We start from the raw sequence: 24,534 nt of genomic DNA on the forward strand, positions 1-24,534 counted from the left end.
CTATCTTAAATTCAAACCAGCAGCGCCTACGATACCAGCGTCGTTACCGAGCGTTGCAGCAACGATCTCAACACCTTCTGAGGCTGTCTCTGGCGTGTATTTCTTAAAGGTTTCGCGAATCGGTTGGAATAAAATTTCCCCTGCTTTAGAAACACCACCACCGATAATGAATCGTTTCGGGTTAACAATAACAGCCATCGCAGCCATCGAACGTCCAATATAATATGCAGCACGGTTCACGATGCGCAGAGATACTTCATCTCCGCTTTTGGCTGCATCGAAGACATGCTTCGCTTCAATCTTCTCATGAAGAGCTAATGACGTTTTCTCGCCGCGTTCGACCGCTTCATTGGCCATACGAACGATGCCTGTTGCCGACGAAACTGTTTCTAGACAACCCATTTGTCCACATCCACACTGAATCGCTTCAATGTCGGGCACAACGGACATATGACCAAGCTCTCCAGCCATACCCGTAGAACCTTGATAAATTTTCCCGTTAATAATAATACCACCGCCAACACCTGTTCCAAGCGTATAGCAAACCACATTTGGAATTCCTGCTCCGCTGCCTGCCCAAGCTTCGCCTAAAGCAGCTACATTGGCATCGTTGTCAATCTTAACTGTTTTACCAAGAAATTCTTCCAACATCTTCTTCGCAGGGACATTATGCCATAGCAAATTTGGAGAGAATTTGACGAAGCCTTCCGGAATATCCATGAATCCGGCTAAACCTGCGCCAATACCAGCCACTTGCTCCCATTCAAACGGAGACTCTTCGACAACTTGGCGTACATACTGCGCAATTCGCTCAATTACAAAATCAGAACCATTCTCCGCGCCTGTAGGGCCTTCAAACGTTTGCAGCAGCTTCCCCTGCTCGTCGCAGATACCCACTTTGATATTCGTACCGCCTAAATCTACACCGATATAAATCTGATCTGACATTGCAAGGTCACCTCATGAATATTCATATAATTTTCGGATATTTTCCGGGGTCCCCGCAAAGTAATTGGAATATGCTTCGAAGGCTATGCGTCACTTTGTGGGGTTTACTTATGCTCCTGTTCCAACTATAAGTCAAGCCTGTGAACTGGTCAAGATTCAACAGCTCCCAAAGAAATGAGAAAACGTGGAGAGATTAGCCCTCCACGTTTGCTGTAAAGACTCCAGACCACTTACAGCGACTGGCTCCAATCGTGTACGATGTTGCCTTCTAGGAACTTTTCAGCTTCCAGGGCAGCTGCGCATCCACTTCCTGCCGCTGTAATCGCTTGGCGATACTTCGTGTCTTGCACGTCACCACAAGCAAATACACCAGGGATATTCGTCTCCGTCGTGCCCGGCTTCACAATAATATAGCCTTGCTCATCCGTATCGATTTGTCCACCTAAGAACTTCGTATTCGGTGTATGGCCAATTGCTACAAAGATACCATCTGTTTCGATGATTTCATCTTCACCGGTTACGTTATTTTTGACCTTCAGGCCTGTTACACCTTTTTCACCAGCTATAACTTCAAGCGGTGTATTATTCAGTGCCCATTTCACTTTTTCGTTGCCGCGAGCACGGTCCTGCATAATCTTCGAAGCACGAAGCTCATCGCGACGGTGGACTAAGCGAACTTCAGATGCAAAGCGAGTAAGGAAATTCGCCTCTTCCATGGCGGAGTCACCGCCACCAACGACAACAATCTTTTTACCGCGGAAGAAGAATCCGTCACACGTTGCGCAAGTACTTACGCCGCGTCCGATGTTTTCTCTCTCATTGGTAATTCCTAGCAATCTGGCAGAAGCACCCGTGGAGATAATCAGTGTTTCTGTCTCGATCTCGCCAAGACCTTCAACTTGCAGTTTAAACGGACGATTCGTTAGCTCAACAGAGTTCACCCAACCGGTTTTGAATTCGGCGCCGAAACGTTCTGCTTGCTTACGCATATTCTCCATTAATTCAGGACCCATAATCCCTTCAGGGAAGCCGGGGAAGTTCTCTACTTCGGTAGTAGTGGTTAGCTGTCCGCCTGGCTCTGGCCCTTCAATAACGAGTGGGCTAAGGTTGGCGCGTGCTAAATAAATGGCTGCTGTTAGACCGGATGGTCCTGTTCCTACAACGACTGATTTGTACATATGGTTTCCCTCCTAGGTGCTTTCCTCAGGAAAGCTATCTACGTAAGCATCGCCTGCGTTTTGCTTCAGCAAGACAGCCCTCGTATGCTCCGCTTTATTTATGTATGAAAGCCAGGTCTTTCGACAAGGCAAAAGACTGGCTATCAAATACTCGTGAATTTGTTAAAAATAGCTTCCATTTTCTCACGCAAACCGCACGTGTCATCAATCAACTTTACATTGCGGCTTACTGTTGAGACTGTAACACCATAGCGTGTAGATACTTCCTGATAGGAAATAGCTCGGCGATGCATTTTGGCGATCAAATATTCTAACGCTGCCGCCCAGCCCTCGGATTTATGAATCTTAGGCACGCCTGGGTAGATCTTCGTCAGAAATTCAACCCATAGTATTTCCAAATCATACTGTTGAACCATATCGTAGCGCTTGTGCATATGGGAAAGCGCTGTTTCCATCACACTCTGCCATTTGGCATCCCAAATGGGCAAATGCGGCGAGTAAGGAGAGGCCTCTACCGTAATCTCTTGGTTCTCAAGATAGGCAGGAAGTGACTCTCGGATCCCCATGCTGCGAAGCACGAAAATCGCAACCCGTTTCAAATAGTCATCTTCTTGACGATCTAGGATGAAATCCTGCAAAGCATCTCTCACTTCATTATCAGCAATCAAGCCGAACGCTTGGATCACCTGCAGCTTCGTCTCGATATCACCATGGCGCAAAGCCCAGAAGAAAGAGGATCGCACCAACGGATCTTTCTTCAATTGATCTGGTATTCCTTGCGTGGATTTCTCCAACACCCTAAACTGCTCTTCAAAGGGCAGATGGTAATGATAGCTCCACGTTAACGGCCCTTCGACCTTCTCGCGTGAGCGCAGCTGCTCCAAGTAAAACTTGGAGATTTCGGCGCCGGGATCAAGCTTCTCAGCTTGCTTCCAATAGCGGTAAGCCTCGCCGAATCGACCGATATGGCTGGCTGCTACCGCTGCATAATGATAGAGGCATGGGTCTGCTGTGCCGTCTCCTGCTTTAAGCAGGCGCTTAAACAAGTGGTATGCCTTCTCATGCTCAGAAAGGATACCCATCGTTGTAGCAAGCTTGAACACATGATCCTGCTGAAAAGGAAATGTCTTGCAAAGTAGAGATGTTAGCTCAGCTAACTCCTCCTTGTTACCGAAATGCTGATGGAAAATGGCCATATTACATAGCGCATGCAGATTTCCGGCATCGATATCGAGCACCGCACGAATCGTTTCCATTGCCTTCTCAAACTGCCCCATATAGTAATAAGCAAGTGCCAGATTGTTGCGGGCAGCTGTGAAATCAGGCTGATTCTTCACCAATTTCTCTAACTGCCTCACAGCTTCGGCGAATTTCCCCTCTTCGAGAAGCGCACGGGCTTTATCATGCTCGAAGAGCCCTTCTCGACTCTTAATGCTAGTGAGAGGGGCGGGACGTTCAAGCTCGTAGCTCAGCATTTCCATCATTTCTTCGGATTCATCCATGAATTGACCTGTTGGGTCAGTTTCCAAATATCGAACCAACGCTTGTTCGGCCTGCTCGAAATTTTCCATGTTGGCATAGTTGTTTGCCATATAAAAGTGACATTCCGTCATCTCGGGATCGATCGTATCAAGGACATGCTGCAGAATTTGGTTCGACTCGTCATAATTGCCCATTTCGGAGAGAACTCCTGCGAGATTGCAGTGATTCACAGGGTTATCCTGCTCATACTCTGCAGCTCGCCGGAAATATTTCAATGCCTTATCATAATGAAACCGATCCAAAGATTGAACCGCTCTCTCGAAAAAGAATGCGGCATCCATGTTAATTGAGATAACTTTAGGCTTTGGCGCTTCGGACACACGCTTAATCTTTTCCATAGCAAGACACCTCCGGCAATTTGATTACACTCAAATTATACCATAGATCGCTTGGAAGCCAAAAACATAATCCGAAGGTAAGATCTGGTCTTGAATTTTTGCATTTGAACTTTGCCTTAGATCCTATTTCAATCGAGGCTTAAAAAGTCGGCTTTCAAAACCGAGAAGGTTGAACGAAATCCGAGGAACGAGGAACGGAGCGTAGGTGAGCCTACGTGAGTACCGCAGTTCCCGGATTTCGTTCAAGATTCGACGCCGAGCTACTTCCAGAGTAACCTTCGTTTTCAAAGGCGATTTTTTAAGCTTCCGCTTAAACGCCACCGTATTTGAATAGGGAGGATAGGGACCCACCTTCATTAATAATGCGAATCGCATCAGACAACAGCGGAGCTACTGAAAGCACATTGAATTTTTCCGAATGTCCTTCCGGAATCGCAATGGAGTCCGTAATGATAACTTCCTTAATGCTAGGGTGATCTAAACGCTGCAGGGCTGGTCCAGAGAACACAGGATGTGTCGCACAAATATATACGTCATGCGCTCCTCTTTCCTTCAGACTCTCAACAACGTTGACAATCGTCGTACCGGTATCAATCAGATCCTCGATAATGATCGGTGTACGTCCTGCAACATCGCCAATGACGTGGGTAATCACAGACTCATTGTGTTCTGGGCGCTTCTTAATCATCATCGCGAATGGCGCATCGAGAATGTTCGCCATTTTTTCAGCAGTTGTCGCACGTCCCGCATCCGGAGATACGATGATCGGGTTAGGTAAATTTTTCTTCTTGATGCAATCACTGATAAGATCAAGAGCCGTCAGATGATCCACCGGAATATTGAAGAAGCCTTGAATCGCAGGTGCATGAAGGTCAATCGTTACAACACGAGTTGCACCTGCTGCACTGAACAAGTCAGCTACTAATTTAGCAGAAATCGGCTCACGCGGAGCAGCTTTACGTTCTTGACGAGAGTAACCATAGTAAGGGATGACAAGGTTGATCGTTCTTGCAGAAGCTCTTTTCGCCGCATCCATCATGACCAGAAGTTCCATCATGTGCTCATTAATCGGATGGGAAAAAGTTTGTACCAGGAATACGTCACAGTTACGAATCGTTTCTTCGTAAAGACAGTAAATTTCTCCGCTTTTAAAACGGGAAAGCTTAATTTGTCCAAGCGGCTGGCCGAGCTCTTTACAAATACGTTCCGCAAGCTTCGGATTCGAAGATCCGGAAAAGATTTTAACATTGTCGCTATGCATGGTTAATGGTTACCTCCGAAGGTTCATTAAATAGATTATACAGTTCCTACTCATTATACATGAAACATGTCGAAATTATAAAGTCACAAGATGTCGTTTTCGGGCAGAAAATGTGGCTATTTCGTTAAATCCAATGGATTTCAAGAGTTCCCTAGCTTCGTCCAAATATTGGGACAACCGATCCGGCTGGTGCGCGTCCGAACCTATCGTCAATGGAATTCCCACCTTATGACAATATTCCAGCATTCGGCGGCTCGGGAACATCTCTTTACACGGGTGGCGCAAGCCCGAAGCATTCAGCTCAATCGCAAGCCCACATTCTTTCACAGTGTCCAGTGCCGCCTTCTCCAGCTCCCACGGATCACGATCCGGGACGTAACCAAATCGTTTAATCATATCTATATGACCGATATAGTCATACAGTCCAGTTCGGACTGCTTTCTTCACTGCCTCGTAGTATTGGGTATAAACGGCATAAATATCCTTGCCATCCCAACCCGCAAGCTGCCTAAAATCAGAAATATCCCACTCGCCAAGGAAATGAACAGAACCGATAACATAGTCCCATGGGTACGCTTTGACGATTGCGGCAATCTCCGTCTCAAAGCCTTCGATATAATCGCCCTCTAGCCCGACACGGATATCAATCTGATCTTTGTACTTCTCTTTAAGATGCAGACACTCCTCGACATAACGAGGCAGTTCTTCCATCGGCATGGCCATTTCCGGCCAATAAGTCGCAGGGTCCACATGCAAAAGCGGCATATGATCCGAAAGCCCCAACTGTGTGAGTCCGATCTCGATGCCGCGTTTGACGTATTCCTCCAGTTCCCCAGAGGCGTGACCGCAGCGTACATGATGTGTATGATAATCAATCAACATCGTGAATTCACTCCAGGTCGTTTTATTTACTTTTTGACGTGCCGATTGGCCAGCTCTTTCATAATATCATCCAAAGGCAATTTATTATTACGTAAAAGGACCATTAAGTGAAAAATAAGATCACTCGCTTCATAGCGAAGCTCTTCGTTATCTTTGTTTTTGGCTGCGATGATCACTTCGGCTGTTTCTTCGCCTACTTTTTTGAGAATCTTATCGACACCTTTTTCGAAAAGATACGTGGTATAAGCGCCCTCAGGACGCTCAGCGTCACGCGAAGCAATCACAGCTTCCAACTCGCCAAGGATCGCGAAACGATCACCTACAGAGGCAGCAGGTACGGCTTCTTGCACAGAACCTTCATCTCCCAGAGGAATGTTAGCTGTGAAGCACGTGTAAGTACCATTGTGGCAAGCAGGTCCCACTTGTTCCACGAGAACTAGCAGCGTGTCTGCATCGCAGTCGTAGCGCAGTGATTTTACTTTTTGCGTGTGACCGGAAGTTGCCCCCTTGTTCCACAACTCTTGACGGGAACGACTCCAGAACCAAGTATCACCTGTTTGTATCGTACGCTGCAATGACTCGCTATTCATGTAAGCAAGCATGAGCACTTCTTTGCTGACTGCGTCCTGCACGATGGCAGGTACAAGACCCTGTGCATCATAAGTAATCTGATCTATTGAAAATGTCATCGGATTTCAACCCCTTTACCTTTAAGGTCATCTTTGACCCCTTGAATCGTTAACTCTTTATAGTGAAAAATGGTTGCCGCCAGCCCTGCATCGGCTTTGCCTTCGGTAAATACATCGTAGAAATGCTCCGCTTTGCCCGCTCCACCGGAAGCAATAACAGGAATCGTGAGCAGCTCGGATACGGCACGTGTTAGCTTTAAATCAAAGCCATCCTTCGTTCCGTCTGCATCCATGCTAGTAAGCAAAATTTCTCCCGCGCCAAGCTCTTCCATACGCTTCGCCCACTCCAACGTCTTGATGCCAGTGGCGTTGCGTCCGCCATGCGTGAACACTTCCCACTCGCCCCACTCTGCATTAAATTTCGCATCAATGGCAACGACAATACACTGGGAACCGAACTTCCTCGCTCCATCCGAAACAAGCTGAGGATTGCGAACCGCTGCAGTGTTGATACCGATCTTATCAGCTCCGGCGCGAAGCAGCCGTTTCATGTCGTCCACACTGGAGATGCCGCCGCCTACGGTGAAAGGGATCGTAATCTCCCCTGCCGTTTGACGGACAACCTCCACCATCGTCGCCCGACCTTCCACCGATGCCGAAATATCGAGGAACACCAATTCATCCGCGCCCTCTTTATCGTAAATCGCTGCCAACTCCACCGGGTCGCCTGCATCGCGCAAATTAACGAAATTAACGCCCTTGACCACCCTGCCATCCTTGACGTCTAGACAAGGTATAATTCTTTTGGCTAACATGATGGGCACTTCCTTCCTTACCTGATTATCTAAAAGCAAAAGAGCAAACTATTTGCACATTTTCAGAAAATTATTAAGCAATTGCATGCCGATATCCCCACTTTTTTCGGGGTGAAACTGCATGCCGTATATGTTATCTCTGCCTACAATGGCCGTCACTGGCTGATGGTAATCCGTTACCGCCAGCAGGTCGCCTTCGCGCTCCGGCTTCGCATGATAGGAGTGGACGAAGTACACGTGCCCTTCATCGATACCTTGAAAAATCGGACTGTCATTTTGCTTGTGGACTAATCGATTCCAACCCATGTGCGGTACCTTGTAGTCGCCGCGAAAGCGAACGACCGAGCCAGGCAAAAGGGCAAGCCCCTCATGATCCCCGTGCTCCTCGCTGCTGGCGAACAACAACTGCATGCCAAGGCAAATACCCAACAGAGGCTTACCCGATGCCGCATAACGGATGACGACATCATTCAGCCCCGACTCACGCAGCTGCTCCATCGCATCCCCGAATGCTCCTACACCTGGCAGGATAGCACCCTCAGCTGCTAGGATCTTCTCAGCATCCCCTGTTACAACAGCTTCGTAGCCTAGACGTTCGACAGCCTTGCTTACGCTGTGCAAATTACCCATTCCATAATCAATAATGGCGATCATTCTTACAGCACTCCCTTCGTCGAAGGAACCCCCTGCACACGAGGATCGATCGATGTCGCTTCATCCAGCGCTCGGCCTAAAGCTTTAAACACTGCTTCAATCATGTGATGCGTGTTTTGTCCGTAATGCATAATAACATGCAGCGTGATACGGGCTTCCAGAGCAAACTTCCACAGAAACTCTTGAACAAGCTGCGTATCAAAACTGCCCACCGTTTGTGAAGGATACTGCGCGCGATATTCGAAATGCGGTCGGTTGCTAATGTCGATGACAACTTGAGCAAGGGCTTCATCCATAGGGACGAATACGCTGGCATAGCGTTTAATCCCTTTTTTATCGCCTAGTGCTTCACGAAGGGTTTGACCTAAACAAATGCCGATATCTTCAACCGTATGATGATCATCGATCTCGATATCGCCTTTAGCGACTACGTTTAGATCGAACTGTCCGTGTTTCGTGAACAAATCAAGCATATGGTTCAAGAAAGGAACATCAGTTTGGATCTCAGAGACCCCTGTTCCATCTACTTGAAACGCGAGGGTAATGTCAGTCTCATTCGTTTTACGGGCTACACGCGCTGAGCGAGTGATCCCTTTATCTTGTTCAGCCATTATGTCAACTTCCCTTCCTTCTTGAGTCGAATCTCTACCGCTCTTGCATGACCTTCCAACCCTTCGTTACGGGCAAGCGTCATAATCATTTCGCCGTTTGCGATCAGTGCTTCCTTGCTATAGTGAATAACACTTGATTTTTTGAGGAAATCGTCCACATTCAGTGGCGATGAAAAGCGGGCTGTGCCATTTGTCGGCAGCACATGGTTAGGTCCAGCGAAATAATCGCCGACGGGTTCCGTGCTGTAGGCGCCGAGGAAAATAGCTCCAGCATTCTCAATGCGAGGCAGCAGGTTAAAAGGCTCCTGTACCAACAGCTCGCAATGCTCCGGCGCCAAACGATTGACAACGTCAACGCCCTCGTCCAAGTTATCCACAAGGAGTATAGCTCCTTTGGTCGCTGTGGACACAGAGGCGATGGCTTTCTTCGGCAGCACATCCAGCTGCCGCCACAGCTCTTGCCGAACCGCTTCGGCAAGCTCTCTTGATGGTGTCACCAGAATCGACGGTGACATCTCGTCATGCTCGGCCTGCGCCAGCAAATCGGCCGCGACATATTCAGGATCGGCGTGCTCATCAGCAAGCACGACGATGTCGGTTGGTCCGGCGATCATATCGATATCGACAACGCCGAACACGAAGCGTTTCGCCAGCGCGACGTAAATGTTGCCTGGCCCGACGATCTTATCGACCGGCGGGATCGATTCCGTGCCGTAGGCCAGCGCGGCTACCGCCTGCGCCCCGCCTACGCGGTAGATCTCTTTTACACCCGCTTCGGCCGCTGCCACGAGGATATGCGGGTTGATGCCCTCTTCCCCAGCGGTGGCCGGAGGCGTCACCATCGCGATCTCCGGCACCCCCGCGACGATCGCGGGGATGGCGTTCATGAGCACGGAGGAAGGGTAAGCCGCCTTCCCTCCGGGCACGTACAATCCGACCCGCTTCAGCGGTCGGATGATTTGGCCCAGCAGGCTGCCGTTCGCCTGCAGGTCCATCCACGACGTGCGTTTCTGCTTCTCATGAAACGCACGAATGTTAGCGGCGGCTTGTCGCAGCGCCGCCAGGAACTCGGCGTCGACCTGCGCGTACGCCGCTTGGATCTCCTCGTCGCTGACGCGAAGCTCAACGACGGTGACGCGGTCGAACTCCTGCGCCATGCGTCGCAGCGCGGCATCTCCGTCCTGCCGCACCTCATCGATGATGCGGCGGACGGTCTCATTTTGCTCGGGTGAGCCGTATTCGACCTCGCGGTTCAATTGATATTCCGAGGCGGGAAGTATCCGCATCTTCATCATCCTCTCTTGAGTGTTACTTATCTAATCCCTCTAAACCTTCATTACAGGCAAAACAGCCTGCAGCATATCACATAACCGCTGAATAGAATCATTCTTCATGCGGTAACTCACCCGATTCGCAATTAAGCGGCTCGTAATCTGAAAAATCTCCTCTTGCTCCACAAGTCCGTTCTCCCGAAGCGTCTCTCCTGTTTCGACCATATCCACGATCCGGTCAGCAAGACCAATAAGCGGCGCAAGCTCGATAGAGCCGTTTAGCTTGATAACCTCAACCTGCTGCCCTCGCTCGCGAAAATACTGAGAAGCGACGTTCGGATACTTCGTCGCGACGCGCGGATTAATCTCTTGCTTCCAATCCGGCAGTCCAATAACCGACATCCGGCACCGTGCAATGCCCAGATCCAGAAGCTCGTACACGTTGCGGTTCTCCTCCATCAGAACATCCTTGCCGACAACCCCGATATCCGCTACGCCATATTCGACATAGGTAGGAACATCCACCGGTTTCGCCAAAATGAATTCCATTCTTGCCTCATAGACAGGAATGATTAACCGGCGTCCTTCTTCCAGGTCCTCCGGAATTGGCAGACCCGCTTTATGAAAAAGCTTCGCTGCTTGTTTATAAATACGGCCTTTCGGCATCGCTACTTTTAGAATATCATCCAACGTTCCAACCTCCTTTAAACTTCCAACCAACGGAGCGAGATCCCTTCATGCTTTTGATTTCGCTTTTGCTTCTGCACTTGCGGCTCTTGCACTTGTTCTTGAACTTGCTCTTAAACTTGCTCTTAAACTTGCTCTTGTTCTTGTTCTTGTTCTTGCTCTTGCTCTTGCACTTGCTCGAATCAAACCGCTACATCAATCATCGTAATAACATCACTATAAACCGTTCCGTGAAGCTCGTACTGGCCGTCTCCCTTGTTCAACAACTCGTTCGACCAAGCTTCATACTCGCTCACTAATTGTGTGATAATGATAACCTCATCATCACTGCTGCGCATAGCTTTCGCCAGCTGCAGCGCTTCTTCACGATGTTCAGCATCATAAGCAATCAGCACACGACCTGGCTGCTCCACGTTCTCTTTTCCTGTAACCTCGAGGATTCGATTCGTCTTGAGCGCAAACCCCGTCGCCGGAGCCGGACGTCCAAACTGACTCAGCAGATTATCATATCTGCCTCCACTGCAAACTGGGAAGCCTAAATCAGACGCATATCCCTCAAAGGTCATACCTGTATAGTAGGAGAAATCTCCAATCATCGTTAAATCAATCACAACATGCTCACTAACCCCATAGGCTTTCAATACATCCCAGACTTCGCATAAATGACGAATCGCATCCATCGCGATAGGGTGCTGTGATACCATGCGAGCTTGCTCGCAAATTTCATCTCCGCCTCTAAGCCGCAGCACGCCATTCAATTCACGTTCCACTTCAGGTGTAAGAGCCAACGACTTAATGGCTTCGCGGTATCCCACATAATCCCGACTAAGTAAATGCTCTTTCAGCGCTAGCTGTTCATCACTGCGCCCTTCCAGTGTTTCCTGGAACAAACCGTTCAGGAAGCCTACGTGACCGAGCGCAATCTTAAACGCGCCTACGCCAGCCGCCTGCAACGAAGCAATCGCTAACGCTACAACCTCAGCATCCGCTTCGGATGAAGCATCTCCAATAAGCTCGACGCCCGTCTGGAAAAACTCTGAATCCCGCCCAGCTTCCTCTTCAATCGAACGAAAAACATTCGAATGATAAGATAAGCGCAATGGGAACGCATGTTCTTTGAGCAAGGAAGAAGCTACTCGAGCTATAGGCGCTGTCAATTCAGACCGCAAAACAAGCGTCTTTCCCTTACGGTCGAGCAGCTTGAACAGCTTCTTATCTTCTGTGGAGCTCGCAACACCAACGGTATCGTAATATTCGAGTGTAGGCGTAATGATCTGGTTATAACCCCAGCGTTCCATACAGGCCAATACACGGAATTCAATATTTCGCAGTTTCGTAACCGCTTCGGGCAAATAATCTTTAACCCCTAACGGTTTTTCAAATACTTTTGGCTTTGACACCGTCTCACCTCAACATGTAGGAATTCAATTTCCTTTTTATTTACTTTAACACAGTAACGTGCTACCATACTACCAAAATAAAGAATGTACGGCTATTTTATCACGTAAGCTTAGGACCGTCAATCGTCTTTCCCCTGATTATCAGCTCTTAGATATCCTCATTCGTACGCAAAAAAAAGAGCTGTACGGCTCTATAGCATACAACTCTCATTTCTCATTCATTCTTTCACGAATCGTCTGAAGTGGATTTCCTGCCACAAAGCTATACGGCGCTACATCCTTGTGCACAACCGAACCCGCTCCAATAATGGCATAGTCTCCAATCGTCACACCGGGCAGAATCGTCGTATTGGCACCTACCATCACATGCGATCCAATATTTACATCCCCGAGTCTATATTCATTGGTTAAATATTCATGAGCCAATATCGTCGAGTTGTACCCAATAATCGTATTGCTCCCTATATGAATCTTCTCTGGAAAAAAGACATCCACCATCACCATCAAAGCAAAAGCGGTATGCTCACCAACCTTCATCCCCAGTACGTGTCTGTAGATCCAATTTTTCATACGCAGTGAAGGCGAGTACCGCGTTATTTGAATGAATACGAAATTCCGCATCGCCTTCCATTTGCTAACGGTATGATAGATTTGCCACAAAGCATTAGGTCCATCTACCGGATACTTATCCGTTTTTCTCAAACAGCATCCACATCCGACGTCAGCCCCACAATAGGAAGCAGGTCTAGCATATCGTTGATCAGATGATCCGGGTTGTACTGCTCTAAGTAGGAGCGCCCTTTCCATGACCAAGATACGCCAACAGATATAACGCCCGCATTATGGGCTGCCTCAATGTCATAATGGCTGTCTCCAACCATCACCGCTTGGTCCGCAGTACTTCCTAACATCTTAAGCGCTGCAATTATGCCTTCCGGATGCGGTTTCGGCTCCTTTACATCTTCAACGGTCACGATGGTACTCACGAAAGCATCCAGTCCGTAGAGCTTTAAGCCCATCAAAGTGGTTTGCCGAATCTTGCTCGTTACGATTCCTATTTTAATCCCGTTTGCGTGCAGCTTTGCCATCGCTGTATGTACATTCGGGAATTCTTTGACCAGCTCATCATGCTTGGATAAGTTGAAGGTTCGATACTTCTTAATGATTTCTTCAACCTCTTTTCGGCCTGTAAAAAATTCCATTTGTTCCACAAGCGGACGCCCCATATTCGGAATGATGAGTTCCCGACTGACAGGCTCTGCCGTCTCGCCTTCCAAACTATGCAAAAAAGATTGCACAATAAGCTCGTTCGTATCAACAATCGTTCCATCCAGATCAAACAGTACGGTTTGAATCATAGTCTGCTCCTTTATCTACATCTTGATCTTTCATTACTTTGTTATTCTCTTCAGCTTTCGTGGAAACAATCGTATCTGCATAGCGCACATTTGCGTATCCCTTTTTCCTTCTCACGATAATAACAATAACCATCCCAATCACGATCAGAAGCGCTAACAGCTGCGAGAATCTCACATTGCCACCATAGGTAAGTACGCCCGGTTCAAATACAACTGTCATTGGTGACCACAATGCATTCAAAAGCGACGCAAGCCACGTAGGCCCTGTGAAATCAAGACTATCTGTACGCACACCTTCGATAAAGAAACGACCAATGGAATACCAGATAAAATAACTGAAAAATAATTCTCCTGCCCGCAGGAAAGGTCTGCGACGAAGCCAGAGTAGAACTAGCAAGCCTAAGAAATTCCAGACCGATTCATACAGAAATGCCGGGTGATAAAACGTACCCTCAATGTTCATTTGATTCACGATAAAATTAGGTAGGTGTAAAGAGTCACGTAAGAATGACTCCGTAACAGGGCCTCCGTGGGCTTCCTGATTCATGAAGTTACCCCAACGTCCTATCGCTTGTCCCACAATTAAACCTGGTGCACAAATATCCGCGATTCTCAAGAACGAGTACCCTTTGGCCCTTACGTAGAAAAAAGTACCGATAATAGCACCAATAAGCGCTCCATAAATGGCAATACCGCCGTGCCATATCATAAAAATTTCAGCTAAATTGTCCTTATAATCGTCCCACTGAAAGGCTACATAATACAGTCTAGCGCCAACAATGGCTGATGGTACCCCAATTAACAATAAATCCATGAAAAAGTCAGGAATGATTCGGAATCGCTTCCCTTCTCGGATTGCCAGTAACAAACCTATTAATGCGGCTGTACCTAAAATAATGCCATACCACCGGACGTCTATCGGTCCTAAGGAAAACGCAACACTTTCGAGCATAGTTTCACTCCTTCATTATCATTACATTAGATGCTACTTAATCAATCGAAATCCTCAAAATCTTCATTCAGCGACTCTGTCAGTTTATTCGTAAACTGAAGTGCCGCGTTATATCCCATTCGTTTTAAACGATAGTTCATCGCGGCCACTTCCACGATAACCGCTAAGTTTCGTCCTGGTCGAACAGGAATCGTGACTAGCGGCAGATCCGTATCAATGATGCGTGTTAATTCCTCATCAAGACCCAATCGGTCATACTGCTTATCCTGCTGCCAATTTTCTAATTTAACAACAACCGAAATTTTCTTCACGTTACGGATGGCGCCAGCTCCGAATAAAGTCATCACATTAATGATACCCACACCGCGAATTTCAAGCAAATGGCGAATAAGCTCAGGAGCATTTCCTGTCAGCACTTTATCGCCATTTTGACGAATTTCTACTGCATCATCAGCAATAAGCCGATGGCCTCTTTTTACAAGCTCAAGCGCTGTTTCACTTTTCCCGATGCCGCTGCTCCCTGTAATGAGCATACCAATACCGTATACATCTACAAGTACGCCATGGATCGTTGTACTTGGAGCTAATTTATTTTCTAGAAACCCAGTTAACCGACTTGCGAAGATCGTCGTAGACATTTGGCTGCGAAGGACCGGGAGATCACGCTTTGTCGCTTCTTCCAGAAGTTCAATTGGAACATCAAGTCCTCTTGTTACGATAATACAAGGTGTTTCCTCCGGTGAACATAGCTGTTCTACCCGATTCCTTCTAACGCCTGTTGTCAACATCTCCATGAACGTGACTTCCGTCTTCCCTAACATTTGGATACGTTCTCGTGGATGGTAATTGAAGTATCCCGCCATCTCAAGACCCGGACGGTACAGATCACCGGTTGTTATTGGACGTTTCAGTCCAGATTCACCTGCAAGAACCTCCATATGGAGTACCTCTACCAATTCGGAAACCTTCACTTTTTTGGCCATCGTCCTGTCTCCTCCGAGTTTTGCCTGCGCAAAACGTGCTTCTCTGCATATTTGCTATTATTCCAATAGTTTCATGGTAAAGGAATAGCTAGTTGAAATCAACTAAAGTGTTCGTTAATCACCATCATATACAAAAAAGCCAGCCGATAACGGCTGGCCTTTCTGTTAAAGCTTATAGGTTAGGGTTAACCAAGATGGACAATGTTGTATCTTTATCGAAGAAATGAACTTTGTTCATATCAAGTGCTAATTTAACGTTTGTGCCTTCTTTGATTCCTGAACGACCGTCAACACGCGCGATAACTGTGTTAGCGCCGATACCTTGCAGGTACAAGTACATTTCATGACCCAAGTTCTCTGTCAATTCAACGTTAACGTTGAATACTGTTTTCGGGGATGCTTCCAAGAATACTGGCTCTTCGTGGATATCTTCTGGACGAACACCCAAAATAACTTCTTTACCAACGAAACCTTTGTCTTTCAGTACTTGTGCTTTACCAGCTGGAACTTCAACATTCACAGTACCTGCTTTGAAGAAAATACCGCTGCCTTCTTGCGTCAATGTACCTGTCATGAAGTTCATGGATGGGGATCCGATGAAGCCCGCAACGAAAATGTTCACTGGGAAGTTGTAGATTTCTTCAGGTGTAGCTGCTTGTTGAATGATACCTTTATCCATAACAACAATGCGATCGCCCATTGTCATTGCTTCGATTTGGTCATGCGTTACGTAGATCGTTGTAACACCAAGACGTTTTGTTAATTTTGTGATTTCCGCACGCATTTGTACACGAAGTTTCGCATCCAAGTTGGAAAGCGGCTCATCCATTAAGAATACTTGTGGCTCACGAACAATCGCACGACCCAAGGCAACACGTTGACGTTGACCACCGGAAAGAGCTTTTGGTTTGCGATCAAGCAAATGAACGATATCCAAGATTTTCGCTGCTTCACGAACGCGAGCATCGATATCTGCTTTTTTGAATTTACGAAGTTTCAAGCCGAATGCCATGTTTTGATATACAGTCATATGTGGGTAAAGAGCGTAAGATTGGAAAACCATCGCGATATCGCGGTCTTTTGGAGCTACGTCATTTACAAGGCGGTCGCCGATGTAAAGTTCACCTTCAGTAATTTCCTCTAATCCTGCGATCATACGAAGAGTTGTGGATTTTCCGCAACCGGATGCTCCAACCAATACAACGAACTCTTTATCTTCAACTTCAAGATGGAAATCTTTAACTGTGGATTCTTCTGCACCAGAATATCTCTTAACGATATGATTTAAACGTACGCCTGCCATGGTTTCATTCCCCCTACGATTTATCGATCATATGCTTGCTGATCAACTTTTCAATATACTCATCTTACCTTACGAAGACCGGACTGACTATGCACAATCCCTACAAAAAAATCACTTTCTTTTCGTTACTTTGTACAATAGTAATGCAAGTCTCACTAATACCGCATGATTGAACGTTCTCACATCGAGTCCGGTCTCATTTTTAAACTTGTCCAAACGATATAGCAAGGTATTTCGATGTATATATAACTTCTTCGCTGTTTCACTAACGTTGCAGTCTAGTGTGAAGAAATGTTCCAGCGTGATTACGGTCTCTGCATCCAGTACATGGTCTATGCCGCGAAGTACCTGCTCTAGGAATTCTGCCTTTTCCTCTTCATCAATCAAGTGCAGCAGCTTCTCCAAACGAAGCTCCCAACGAAGATGAATAAAGCTGCCTACATGAAAGGAACGCCCTAACATGATCGTCTCCCTCAGCTTGAGAATCGTGGCAAACAGCGATTTCGAAGGCTTTACTGGATAATCAATGGCTAGGTGGCATTCGCCAACCCACTCATTAGCGAGCATTTCATACAGCCCTGAGCCGAGAGCGTCGAGTATCTGCTCTACGCTTTCTTCCTCATCCCCTTCTCGCTCTTCGCTACCACTAGTTAGTAGACCTTCGGGTGCTAGGATCAGCCACTCTTTTTCTAGTAAAGGAATCAGGATAATCTCCGATTCAAAGAAGGACTCCAACAGTTTCTTCAGTTCCGCATAGGAAACGCGCTGATTCTGAGAATAGTCCCCATATAACAACAGCGGAATTTTCGTTGAATACAGAGAGGATTGTGAAGCAAGCGCATCTGGCAGCTCAGCATGGGTTGAACCGCGTTCCATCTGTTGCAGCAGCCAATCTCTTAATTGGTGCGCCTTTCTTTCATCTTCAGATAAAAAGACTCCCCACTGCTTTTTTTCTTGTGTCATCTTAGACTCTACCGTTAACTCGACAAGCTTGCGCTCTGAAGATGTTAGTTTGGCTTCTGAAACCTGCAGAATGCGAATATCTTTGTGTTCTTTGGATAAATAAAAAAGTACATCCTGACCACGCACAACACTTCGACTAAAGCTCTCAAGATTCTCTGCCTGCTCTTCCGCCAAATGCTCCCAATCTGCCTCGGGTATCAAGTTAATCTGCATAGGCGACTGTAAAACCGCTTCCAAACGCTCTTTTACACGCTCCCAATCCATCTGCCTCTCTCCTTACTCCTATATATCTTCTATATCTATCTTCATCTATCTTCTTAATTGTAACATATGTCCCCCCACTCATGTGAATATGAAAGACCCCTCCTGCAGCTGCTGCAAAAGGGATCTGTTTCGTTAGGTGATTTAGTTTAACACTCGACGAGCCGTTACATAATGATCCGCCCACCATTCTTTATTGATGGAAGTGAATTTCACGCCACCTTCACCATACGTATGGATCATATTTCCGTTACCCACATAGATACCAACATGTCCGATATTTTTGCCGGAATCCACAGTTGTGAAGAAAACTAGATCTCCGGTCTGCAAATTACTTTTGCTAACAAATGTACCTTCCTTCGCTTGATCACGGGAAACACGCGGCAGTATAATGCCATATTCAGCAAAAACCGTTTTTGTAAAGGAAGAGCAATCCATCGTTTTAGTTTGTCCATATTTTGCCCCAAAGACGTATGGTGTACCTAAGTATTTCTGAGCCGTTAAAATAAGTTCAGCTTTCAAACGATCCTTGGCGGATAGAATGCTCCGGCCACTTATGAAATCCTTCTTAACATCATTTACATTGCGAGTGACGACTTCGTCTTTGCTCTGAGATGCCATGACCATTTTGCCTTGACCGACATAAATCCCAGCATACGATGGCTTCCCACCACTACCAAAGAACAAGACGTCACCAGGCTCTGCTTTTGCTATGTTCGTAATCTTCGTTTTATTCATCTTAAACTGCTCATCCAGTGATCTAGGAACCGAGTAGTTGAGAGTTTGAAAGACGTAATAGATCAGGCCTGAAGAATCAAAACCTGCCGAAGGCGATTCATTACTTTTGGAATAATCAACACCCGTCATTTTCTTTGCCAGGGAAACCGCGTCCATATCATCATTAGCCGCGTAAGCAGAAACTGCTGTAACAGCAGATAATGCAATGGTTATCGCCGCTGTAAGCCCCAAAGTACGGTGTGCAAGACTCTTTATCATAAATATTTCCTCCAGCATCATGTTATTTGTAGAAATGGGAAAGTTCTCACTTCCTTGTACAAGGTTACCATGGTAATGAAAAGTCTTTCATTCCTAAATTATTTCCTTTCAGGCATACCATTGGTAAGTTTGCCAAATATATCATTGGTTTAATTTAGATCATGAGGAGCTTGGCAAATTTGGTTAATTAAAACAAACTCATAATCTTTGTTAATTTGGAAATAATTGTACTGGGGTGATTTCATCCTATAGGAGGTTCAGACAAATGGTTTGGAGTCAGTGGTCGTTAGATCGTGTCATCATTTTCTTGGTAGGAGTAACCTATCTCTTCATATGGGTCCAGGTGACCTTATCGCATTATCGACAAAACTTTCATAACAAATTTATGTGGGGTCCGGTTATCCTGGCTCTTGTTATTAGTTTCGTCTCCATCATCAGTACACTGCTAAATAGCAAAGGCTGGTATATAGTGACCCATATCTGCTTCTGGCTTGGTGTCATTCAAGGAATAATCGGCTTTATTTTTCACATCAAGGGTGTTCAGAAACGGATAGGCGGCTTAGCATTACGTAATTTTCTTACGGGGCCGCCAGTGATGATGCCTTTACTATTTTCAGTCATTAGCATTTTTGGTCTTACAGCTATTTATGGAGGTTGACTTACCATGAAGAATCATACCTATTATCCGACCTACAACGTCATGGATGAACAAAAGGAATGGGATTCCCATACACGGTCTATTGTGACCTCCCGACTTCAGCGTGAACATTCGCACCGTTTTTTAACGCCAGTAGAAGCGGAAACATTACGGGTTTGGTGCGCTTTGCTGATGGATGATCATCGAGGAGATATTATTCAAGCGATTCTTACTCATATTGATCAAACGTTAGCAGAAAATAAAGGGGAAGGACAGCGCAAGGTCAATGTCCCCCCTCTTCAAAAACTCTTGCGTCAGGGACTTAAAGCTATTGACGAGGCTGGATGGATAGCCGATAGCCGACCTTTCTTCCAATTAGACGAAGCTGCTCAAAAGCAAATCATGCGCCAAATCAGCGATGCTAGCTACCCTCTAACAGAAGCGTGGGAGGGCATTCCACAAAAAGCACTGTTTCATAAACTCCTTCAATTAAGTGTAGAGGCCTATTACTCACATCCTTTAGTTTGGTCGGAGATCGGTTTTGGCGGCCCTGCCTATCCTCGTGGATATGTGAGAGCAGACCCTGGCCAACTTGATCCTTGGGAGGCAGTGAGGAAGCCATGAAGTGGAGACATGAACATGATGCTGTCGATATCGTAATTGTAGGTGCAGGTGCAGCAGGCGGTGTACTAGCCAAAGAGTTGAGTGAAGCCGGCCTTAGTGTTGTTGTACTCGATGCTGGCCCTTGGCGGGATCCTCAGAAGGATTTCGCTAGTGACGAGCTGAGTATGCGGAGTTTAGCATGGGAGGATACTCGTATTGTTGATGGGACAGAACCATTTGGAATGGGGAGCCACCATTCGGGTAGGGGAATAGGCGGCGGGACGCAGAACTTTACCGGTGTTTTTTTGCGCTTCCATGAATCAGATTTCAAAACAAAGTCCATTGACGGCGTAGGTGAAGATTGGCCCATTCACTACAAAGATCTTGAGCCCTACTATAGTAGAATCGAAAAAGAAATAGCTGTTTCCGGACCGAAACATTTCCCTTGGGGAAATTTCAATGGGCCTTACCCTTATCCAGAGCGCGACCCCCTAAGTCCTAATGCTTATTTATTTCAAAAGGGCTGCGAAGCACTTGGTATTCAATCCGCGGTTACACCGCTTGCTATTCTATCTGCTCCTTTTGAAGGTCGTCCTCCATGTACCAATCGTGGCTTCTGTATCGAAGGCTGTATGCCGAATGCCAAGTTTAGTACCTTGATCGTTCATATTCCTAAGGCCGTTCAAGCCGGGGCCGAAATTCTTCCTAATTGTATGGTTACACAAATTGAAGTCGATACACAGGGACATGTCAATGGTGTTCTCTTTGTTAACCAGGGAACCACCTACCGCCAACGTGCCAAAACGGTTATTTTATGCGCTCATGTTGTCGAGACACCTCGCCTGCTGCTTCACTCAGCTACTCCTCAATTTCCTGACGGTCTAGCGAATTCCAGCGGCTGGGTAGGCCGTTCGATTATGACGCATAGCAGTAATGATGTCTACGCCAAATTTGAGCAAGAGGTTCGATTGTACAAAGGCACACCTGTGTTAGCCTCTACACAAGATTTCTATGAAACTGATCCGCACAGAGGCTTCGCACGTGGCTATACGATTCATTCTCATGGCTCGAGACCTATAGATATGGCTCAAGGGATCAGCAAAGCGTCTCACGAGCCCGTCTGGGGGCCACAGCTTAGGCAAATCATGCTGGATTACAACTATTATGGACGTTTAACCATGGTTGGTGAAGTGCTACCACAATGGGACAACCATATCTCCTTATCCGCTGAAAAAGATGAAAACGGAATGCCTCGTGCCTCCGTGACCTTCAATTATGGAGATAACGATCTTAAATTAATCGATCACGCAGTAGAGAATATGAAACTTATCCTCAAAGCAGCCGGAGGCGAGGTTGCCTACGTGGTATCTGATACACAGCATCTCATGGGCGGCTGCCGCATGGGGAATAATCCAGCTACCTCCGTCGTCAATTCTTACGGTCAAAGCCACGACATCCCGAATTTGTTCATTTGCGATGCGAGTCTCTTCGTAACCTCCAGTGGAGGGAATCCCACCAACACGGTCATGGCGCTTGCAGCTAGAACTGCCGATTATATTATTGAACTTGCTAGCTCTTAATTGGCAAGCTAGCTTCATGGTGAATTGCATTGCCTGTAGTTACTCATCTACAATGGAAGAGAGCTTTAGACAATGAAAGGAGAAGTGACCTCCATGGCTATCGCAGAATTCACCATTATCCCTATAGGAACAGCTACCACCAGTCTTAGCGGTTATGTTGCAGATCTGCACAAAGAACTAGAGAAACATTCCGATATCGCTTTTGAAATGACACCTATGGGTACCATTCTAGAGGGTCCCATAGATCGATTGCTTGAAGTCATTCGAGCCGCCCACGAAGTCCCTTTTACGAATGGTGCAGAGCGAGTCTCGACATCTATCAAAATCGACGATCGCCGTGACAAACCGGCCTCTATGAAGCAAAAAATGAAGTCCGTTGCAGACAAGTTGAAATAGAAAAAAGCATCCTGCTTATGGATGCTTTTTCTTTATGTAAGGGGCGAACTCTGCCTTTTGGAGATTATATAAAACAAAAAAAGACCTCACGGCCTTCAACGTTTACTTATAAAAGTGAGTCATGTAGGATTCGAACCTACGACACCCTGATTAAAAGTCAGGTGCTCTACCAACTGAGCTAATGACTCAAGGTAAAATGGAGGCTGATGGATTCGAACCACCGAACTCGAAGAGAGCAGATTTACAGTCTGCCGTGTTTAGCCACTTCACTAAGCCTCCAGATGAGAGATAACCATGCTGCATTGTTGCAGCACAACCATCTCAATGGCTCGGGACGGAATCGAACCGCCGACACGAGGATTTTCAGTCCTCTGCTCTACCGACTGAGCTACCGAGCCTTATGTAATTGTCTTTAGCTTGTCCTAATTTACTAAAAAAAATAAATGGCGGAGCTGACGGGATTCGAACCCGCGGTCTCCTGCGTGACAGGCAGGCATGTTAGGCCACTACACCACAGCTCCAAACTATAAATGGTGCCGTCGAGAGGACTTGAACCCCCAACCTACTGATTACAAGTCAGTTGCTCTACCAGTTGAGCTACAACGGCATAAAGATAAAAATGGTGGAGGCTGACGGGATCGAACCGCCGACCCTCTGCTTGTAAGGCAGATGCTCTCCCAGCTGAGCTAAGCCTCCGACTGGATTGGTTTTATGATAGCGGCAGAGGGGCTCGAACCCCCGACCTTACGGGTATGAACCGTACGCTCTAGCCAGCTGAGCTACGCCGCCACACAAAAGGTATATATATTTGGAAACTGGCGGAGAGAGAGGGATTCGAACCCTCGCACCACTTACGCAGTCTAACCCCTTAGCAGAGGGTCCCCTTATAGCCACTTGGGTATCTCTCCAAGATATATATACACTCAGGAAATATTATTCCCTGAAAACTAGATACGAAACTTGCGTAAAGTTAGAATTTTAGGTTTATTGGTTAAGCCCTCGACCGATTAGTATTCGTCAGCTGCATGCATTGCTGCACTTCCACCTCGAACCTATCAACCTCGTCGTCTACAAGGGGTCTTACATACTGGGAAATCTCATCTTGAGGGGGGCTTCGCGCTTAGATGCTTTCAGCGCTTATCCCCTCCGTACATAGCTACCCAGCGATGCCTCTGGCGAGACAACTGGTACACCAGCGGTACGTCCATCCCGGTCCTCTCGTACTAAGGACAGCTCCTCTCAAATTTCCTACGCCCGCGACAGATAGGGACCGAACTGTCTCACGACGTTCTGAACCCAGCTCGCGTACCGCTTTAATGGGCGAACAGCCCAACCCTTGGGACCTACTTCAGCCCCAGGATGCGATGAGCCGACATCGAGGTGCCAAACCTCCCCGTCGATGTGGACTCTTGGGGGAGATAAGCCTGTTATCCCCAGGGTAGCTTTTATCCGTTGAGCGATGGCCCTTCCATTCGGTACCACCGGATCACTAAGTCCGACTTTCGTCCCTGCTCGACTTGTAGGTCTCGCAGTCAAGCTCCCTTATGCCTTTGCACTCTGCGAATGATTTCCAACCATTCTGAGGGAACCTTTAAACGCCTCCGTTACATTTTAGGAGGCGACCGCCCCAGTCAAACTGCCCACCTGACACTGTCCCCATACCGGATCACGGTACCAGGTTAGAACTCCGATACGATCAGGGTGGTATCCCAACGATGCCTCCACCCAAGCTGGCGCTCAGGCTTCAAAGGCTCCCACCTATCCTGTACAGATCGTACCAAAGTCCAATATCAAGCTGCAGTAAAGCTCCATGGGGTCTTTCCGTCTTGTCGCGGGTAACCTGCATCTTCACAGGTATTAAAATTTCACCGGATCTCTCGTTGAGACAGCGCCCAAGTCGTTACGCCATTCGTGCGGGTCAGAATTTACCTGACAAGGAATTTCGCTACCTTAGGACCGTTATAGTTACGGCCGCCGTTTACTGGGGCTTCAATTCATAGCTTCGGAACCGAGGTCCCTAACCACTCCTCTTAACCTTCCAGCACCGGGCAGGCGTCAGCCCGTATACTTCGCCTTGCGGCTTCGCACAGACCTGTGTTTTTGCTAAACAGTCGCTTGGGCCTTTTCACTGCGGCCCCCTCGGGCTATTCACCCTACCGAGGCACCCCTTCTCCCGAAGTTACGGGGTCATTTTGCCGAGTTCCTTAACGAGAGTTCTTCCGCGCGCCTTAGAATTCTCTTCTCACCCACCTGTGTCGGTTTGCGGTACGGGCACCTTCGCCTGGC

At 47.1% G+C, this 24,534-nt stretch carries 23 protein-coding genes, 8 tRNA genes and 1 rRNA gene (1 of these 32 running past the window's edge); 4 read left to right on the plus strand and 28 right to left on the minus strand.

The features are described from left to right. From QFZ80_RS32540 to QFZ80_RS32630, 19 genes are all read right to left on the minus strand, one after another. Positions 1 to 948 carry an ROK family glucokinase gene (locus QFZ80_RS32540; RefSeq protein WP_307551365.1) on the minus strand — a complete coding sequence of 316 codons (948 nt, stop codon included), beginning with the start codon at positions 946 to 948 and terminating at the stop codon, positions 1 to 3. A gap of 230 nt (positions 949 to 1,178) precedes the next feature. Next, positions 1,179 to 2,126, minus strand: coding sequence for a thioredoxin-disulfide reductase (gene trxB, locus QFZ80_RS32545; RefSeq protein ID WP_307551363.1), 948 nt, complete (start codon positions 2,124 to 2,126; stop codon positions 1,179 to 1,181). Positions 2,127 to 2,269: 143 nt separating this feature from the next. Beyond that, entirely contained in the window at positions 2,270 to 4,006 is a 1,737-nt protein-coding gene (locus tag QFZ80_RS32550) for a tetratricopeptide repeat protein (RefSeq protein ID WP_171641352.1), read from the minus strand. A 310-nt stretch (positions 4,007 to 4,316) separates the two neighbouring features. Continuing rightward, on the minus strand, positions 4,317 to 5,267 hold the full coding sequence (locus QFZ80_RS32555) for a ribose-phosphate diphosphokinase (RefSeq protein WP_307551360.1): 951 nt from the start codon (positions 5,265 to 5,267) through the stop codon (positions 4,317 to 4,319). A gap of 75 nt (positions 5,268 to 5,342) precedes the next feature. Continuing rightward, positions 5,343 to 6,149, minus strand: a complete 807-nt coding sequence (gene hisJ, locus QFZ80_RS32560; protein WP_307562899.1) for a histidinol-phosphatase HisJ — start codon at positions 6,147 to 6,149, stop codon at positions 5,343 to 5,345. A 26-nt stretch (positions 6,150 to 6,175) separates the two neighbouring features. Beyond that, complete coding sequence (gene hisIE / locus QFZ80_RS32565) at positions 6,176 to 6,838, minus strand: bifunctional phosphoribosyl-AMP cyclohydrolase/phosphoribosyl-ATP diphosphatase HisIE (RefSeq protein ID WP_307551358.1); 663 nt, start codon at positions 6,836 to 6,838, stop codon at positions 6,176 to 6,178. Next, positions 6,835 to 7,593 carry an imidazole glycerol phosphate synthase subunit HisF gene (hisF, locus tag QFZ80_RS32570; RefSeq protein WP_057302627.1) on the minus strand — a complete coding sequence of 253 codons (759 nt, stop codon included), beginning with the start codon at positions 7,591 to 7,593 and terminating at the stop codon, positions 6,835 to 6,837. The genes hisIE and hisF overlap by 4 nt, the downstream gene beginning before the upstream one ends. A gap of 48 nt (positions 7,594 to 7,641) precedes the next feature. Then, positions 7,642 to 8,247, minus strand: a complete 606-nt coding sequence (gene hisH, locus QFZ80_RS32575) for an imidazole glycerol phosphate synthase subunit HisH (RefSeq protein WP_307562901.1) — start codon at positions 8,245 to 8,247, stop codon at positions 7,642 to 7,644. Between the two features lie 2 nt (positions 8,248 to 8,249). Continuing rightward, positions 8,250 to 8,858: an imidazoleglycerol-phosphate dehydratase HisB gene (gene hisB / locus QFZ80_RS32580; RefSeq protein WP_307551355.1), complete on the minus strand. Its 609-nt coding sequence runs from the start codon at positions 8,856 to 8,858 to the stop codon at positions 8,250 to 8,252. After that, the gene (hisD, locus tag QFZ80_RS32585) at positions 8,858 to 10,144 is read right to left on the minus strand and encodes a histidinol dehydrogenase (protein WP_307562903.1); all 1,287 of its coding nucleotides are present in this window, start codon (positions 10,142 to 10,144) and stop codon (positions 8,858 to 8,860) included. The genes hisB and hisD overlap by 1 nt, the downstream gene beginning before the upstream one ends. A 39-nt stretch (positions 10,145 to 10,183) precedes the next feature. After that, the gene (hisG, locus tag QFZ80_RS32590) at positions 10,184 to 10,819 is read right to left on the minus strand and encodes an ATP phosphoribosyltransferase (protein WP_307551353.1); all 636 of its coding nucleotides are present in this window, start codon (positions 10,817 to 10,819) and stop codon (positions 10,184 to 10,186) included. Between the two features lie 179 nt (positions 10,820 to 10,998). Then, on the minus strand, positions 10,999 to 12,216 hold the full coding sequence (locus tag QFZ80_RS32595; RefSeq protein ID WP_307562906.1) for an ATP phosphoribosyltransferase regulatory subunit: 1,218 nt from the start codon (positions 12,214 to 12,216) through the stop codon (positions 10,999 to 11,001). A gap of 207 nt (positions 12,217 to 12,423) precedes the next feature. Then, positions 12,424 to 12,918 carry an acyltransferase gene (locus QFZ80_RS32600; protein ID WP_171641338.1) on the minus strand — a complete coding sequence of 165 codons (495 nt, stop codon included), beginning with the start codon at positions 12,916 to 12,918 and terminating at the stop codon, positions 12,424 to 12,426. After that, positions 12,915 to 13,574, minus strand: a complete 660-nt coding sequence (gene ppaX, locus QFZ80_RS32605; protein ID WP_307562908.1) for a pyrophosphatase PpaX — start codon at positions 13,572 to 13,574, stop codon at positions 12,915 to 12,917. The genes QFZ80_RS32600 and ppaX overlap by 4 nt, the downstream gene beginning before the upstream one ends. Further along, entirely contained in the window at positions 13,552 to 14,526 is a 975-nt protein-coding gene (lgt, locus tag QFZ80_RS32610) for a prolipoprotein diacylglyceryl transferase (protein ID WP_307562910.1), read from the minus strand. Before lgt ends, ppaX begins: the two co-directional genes overlap by 23 nt. A gap of 41 nt (positions 14,527 to 14,567) precedes the next feature. Further along, on the minus strand, positions 14,568 to 15,509 hold the full coding sequence (hprK, locus tag QFZ80_RS32615; protein WP_171641333.1) for an HPr(Ser) kinase/phosphatase: 942 nt from the start codon (positions 15,507 to 15,509) through the stop codon (positions 14,568 to 14,570). A 172-nt stretch (positions 15,510 to 15,681) separates the two neighbouring features. Then, positions 15,682 to 16,812: an ABC transporter ATP-binding protein gene (locus QFZ80_RS32620; protein WP_307551349.1), complete on the minus strand. Its 1,131-nt coding sequence runs from the start codon at positions 16,810 to 16,812 to the stop codon at positions 15,682 to 15,684. 111 nt (positions 16,813 to 16,923) lie between these two features. Then, positions 16,924 to 18,039 (minus strand): PucR family transcriptional regulator, encoded by a 1,116-nt coding sequence (locus tag QFZ80_RS32625; protein ID WP_307551348.1) that lies wholly within the window; start codon positions 18,037 to 18,039, stop codon positions 16,924 to 16,926. A 141-nt stretch (positions 18,040 to 18,180) separates the two neighbouring features. Further along, the gene (locus QFZ80_RS32630) at positions 18,181 to 19,032 is read right to left on the minus strand and encodes an NlpC/P60 family protein (protein WP_307551347.1); all 852 of its coding nucleotides are present in this window, start codon (positions 19,030 to 19,032) and stop codon (positions 18,181 to 18,183) included. Positions 19,033 to 19,297: 265 nt separating this feature from the next. On the opposite strand from QFZ80_RS32630, the gene QFZ80_RS32635 reads away from it, so the two are divergent. From QFZ80_RS32635 to QFZ80_RS32650, 4 genes are all read left to right on the plus strand, one after another. Then, positions 19,298 to 19,690: a hypothetical protein gene (locus QFZ80_RS32635; RefSeq protein WP_307562912.1), complete on the plus strand. Its 393-nt coding sequence runs from the start codon at positions 19,298 to 19,300 to the stop codon at positions 19,688 to 19,690. Between the two features lie 6 nt (positions 19,691 to 19,696). Continuing rightward, the gene (locus tag QFZ80_RS32640) at positions 19,697 to 20,293 is read left to right on the plus strand and encodes a gluconate 2-dehydrogenase subunit 3 family protein (protein ID WP_307551345.1); all 597 of its coding nucleotides are present in this window, start codon (positions 19,697 to 19,699) and stop codon (positions 20,291 to 20,293) included. Continuing rightward, on the plus strand, positions 20,290 to 21,852 hold the full coding sequence (locus QFZ80_RS32645; protein WP_307551344.1) for a GMC family oxidoreductase: 1,563 nt from the start codon (positions 20,290 to 20,292) through the stop codon (positions 21,850 to 21,852). Before QFZ80_RS32640 ends, QFZ80_RS32645 begins: the two co-directional genes overlap by 4 nt. 93 nt (positions 21,853 to 21,945) lie before the next feature. Beyond that, a complete protein-coding gene (locus QFZ80_RS32650) occupies positions 21,946 to 22,248 on the plus strand; it encodes an MTH1187 family thiamine-binding protein (RefSeq protein WP_307562914.1) in 303 nt (100 codons plus the stop codon). Between the two features lie 115 nt (positions 22,249 to 22,363). Here QFZ80_RS32650 and QFZ80_RS32655 read toward each other — a convergent pair. From QFZ80_RS32655 to QFZ80_RS32695, 9 genes are all read right to left on the minus strand, one after another. Next, positions 22,364 to 22,436 (minus strand) — tRNA-Lys (locus QFZ80_RS32655). Positions 22,437 to 22,445: 9 nt separating this feature from the next. Then, positions 22,446 to 22,527 (minus strand) — tRNA-Tyr (locus tag QFZ80_RS32660). Positions 22,528 to 22,573: 46 nt separating this feature from the next. Continuing rightward, positions 22,574 to 22,646 (minus strand) — tRNA-Phe (locus QFZ80_RS32665). A 46-nt stretch (positions 22,647 to 22,692) separates the two neighbouring features. Continuing rightward, a tRNA-Asp gene (locus tag QFZ80_RS32670) sits at positions 22,693 to 22,769 on the minus strand. A gap of 10 nt (positions 22,770 to 22,779) precedes the next feature. After that, positions 22,780 to 22,855, minus strand: a tRNA-Thr gene (locus QFZ80_RS32675). 13 nt (positions 22,856 to 22,868) lie between these two features. After that, positions 22,869 to 22,944 (minus strand) — tRNA-Val (locus QFZ80_RS32680). 19 nt (positions 22,945 to 22,963) lie between these two features. Then, positions 22,964 to 23,037 (minus strand) — tRNA-Met (locus QFZ80_RS32685). Positions 23,038 to 23,064: 27 nt separating this feature from the next. After that, positions 23,065 to 23,156 (minus strand) — tRNA-Ser (locus QFZ80_RS32690). 79 nt (positions 23,157 to 23,235) lie between these two features. Continuing rightward, positions 23,236 to 24,534 (minus strand): 23S ribosomal RNA (locus tag QFZ80_RS32695) (it continues 1,619 nt past the right edge of the window).

Origin of the sequence: Paenibacillus sp. V4I7 (genome assembly GCF_030817275.1) — a bacterium.
Lineage (GTDB): Bacteria > Bacillota > Bacilli > Paenibacillales > NBRC-103111 > Paenibacillus_E.

Bases quoted from the DNA above. Each gene is read 5' to 3' on its own strand.
- QFZ80_RS32540 (WP_307551365.1), bottom strand. From the start codon at position 948: ATGTCAGATCAGATTTATATCGGTGTAGATTTAGGCGGTACGAATATC.
- trxB (WP_307551363.1), bottom strand. From the start codon at position 2,126: ATGTACAAATCAGTCGTTGTAGGAACAGGACCATCCGGTCTAACAGCA.
- QFZ80_RS32550 (WP_171641352.1), bottom strand. From the start codon at position 4,006: ATGGAAAAGATTAAGCGTGTGTCCGAAGCGCCAAAGCCTAAAGTTATC.
- QFZ80_RS32555 (WP_307551360.1), bottom strand. From the start codon at position 5,267: ATGCATAGCGACAATGTTAAAATCTTTTCCGGATCTTCGAATCCGAAG.
- hisJ (WP_307562899.1), bottom strand. From the start codon at position 6,149: ATGTTGATTGATTATCATACACATCATGTACGCTGCGGTCACGCCTCT.
- hisIE (WP_307551358.1), bottom strand. From the start codon at position 6,838: ATGACATTTTCAATAGATCAGATTACTTATGATGCACAGGGTCTTGTA.
- hisF (WP_057302627.1), bottom strand. From the start codon at position 7,593: ATGTTAGCCAAAAGAATTATACCTTGTCTAGACGTCAAGGATGGCAGG.
- hisH (WP_307562901.1), bottom strand. From the start codon at position 8,247: ATGATCGCCATTATTGATTATGGAATGGGTAATTTGCACAGCGTAAGC.
- hisB (WP_307551355.1), bottom strand. From the start codon at position 8,858: ATGGCTGAACAAGATAAAGGGATCACTCGCTCAGCGCGTGTAGCCCGT.
- hisD (WP_307562903.1), bottom strand. From the start codon at position 10,144: ATGCGGATACTTCCCGCCTCGGAATATCAATTGAACCGCGAGGTCGAA.
- ppaX (WP_307562908.1), bottom strand. From the start codon at position 13,574: ATGATTCAAACCGTACTGTTTGATCTGGATGGAACGATTGTTGATACG.
- lgt (WP_307562910.1), bottom strand. From the start codon at position 14,526: ATGCTCGAAAGTGTTGCGTTTTCCTTAGGACCGATAGACGTCCGGTGG.
- hprK (WP_171641333.1), bottom strand. From the start codon at position 15,509: ATGGCCAAAAAAGTGAAGGTTTCCGAATTGGTAGAGGTACTCCATATG.
- QFZ80_RS32620 (WP_307551349.1), bottom strand. From the start codon at position 16,812: ATGGCAGGCGTACGTTTAAATCATATCGTTAAGAGATATTCTGGTGCA.
- QFZ80_RS32625 (WP_307551348.1), bottom strand. From the start codon at position 18,039: ATGGATTGGGAGCGTGTAAAAGAGCGTTTGGAAGCGGTTTTACAGTCG.
- QFZ80_RS32630 (WP_307551347.1), bottom strand. From the start codon at position 19,032: ATGATAAAGAGTCTTGCACACCGTACTTTGGGGCTTACAGCGGCGATA.
- QFZ80_RS32635 (WP_307562912.1), top strand. From the start codon at position 19,298: ATGGTTTGGAGTCAGTGGTCGTTAGATCGTGTCATCATTTTCTTGGTA.
- QFZ80_RS32640 (WP_307551345.1), top strand. From the start codon at position 19,697: ATGAAGAATCATACCTATTATCCGACCTACAACGTCATGGATGAACAA.
- QFZ80_RS32645 (WP_307551344.1), top strand. From the start codon at position 20,290: ATGAAGTGGAGACATGAACATGATGCTGTCGATATCGTAATTGTAGGT.
- QFZ80_RS32650 (WP_307562914.1), top strand. From the start codon at position 21,946: ATGGCTATCGCAGAATTCACCATTATCCCTATAGGAACAGCTACCACC.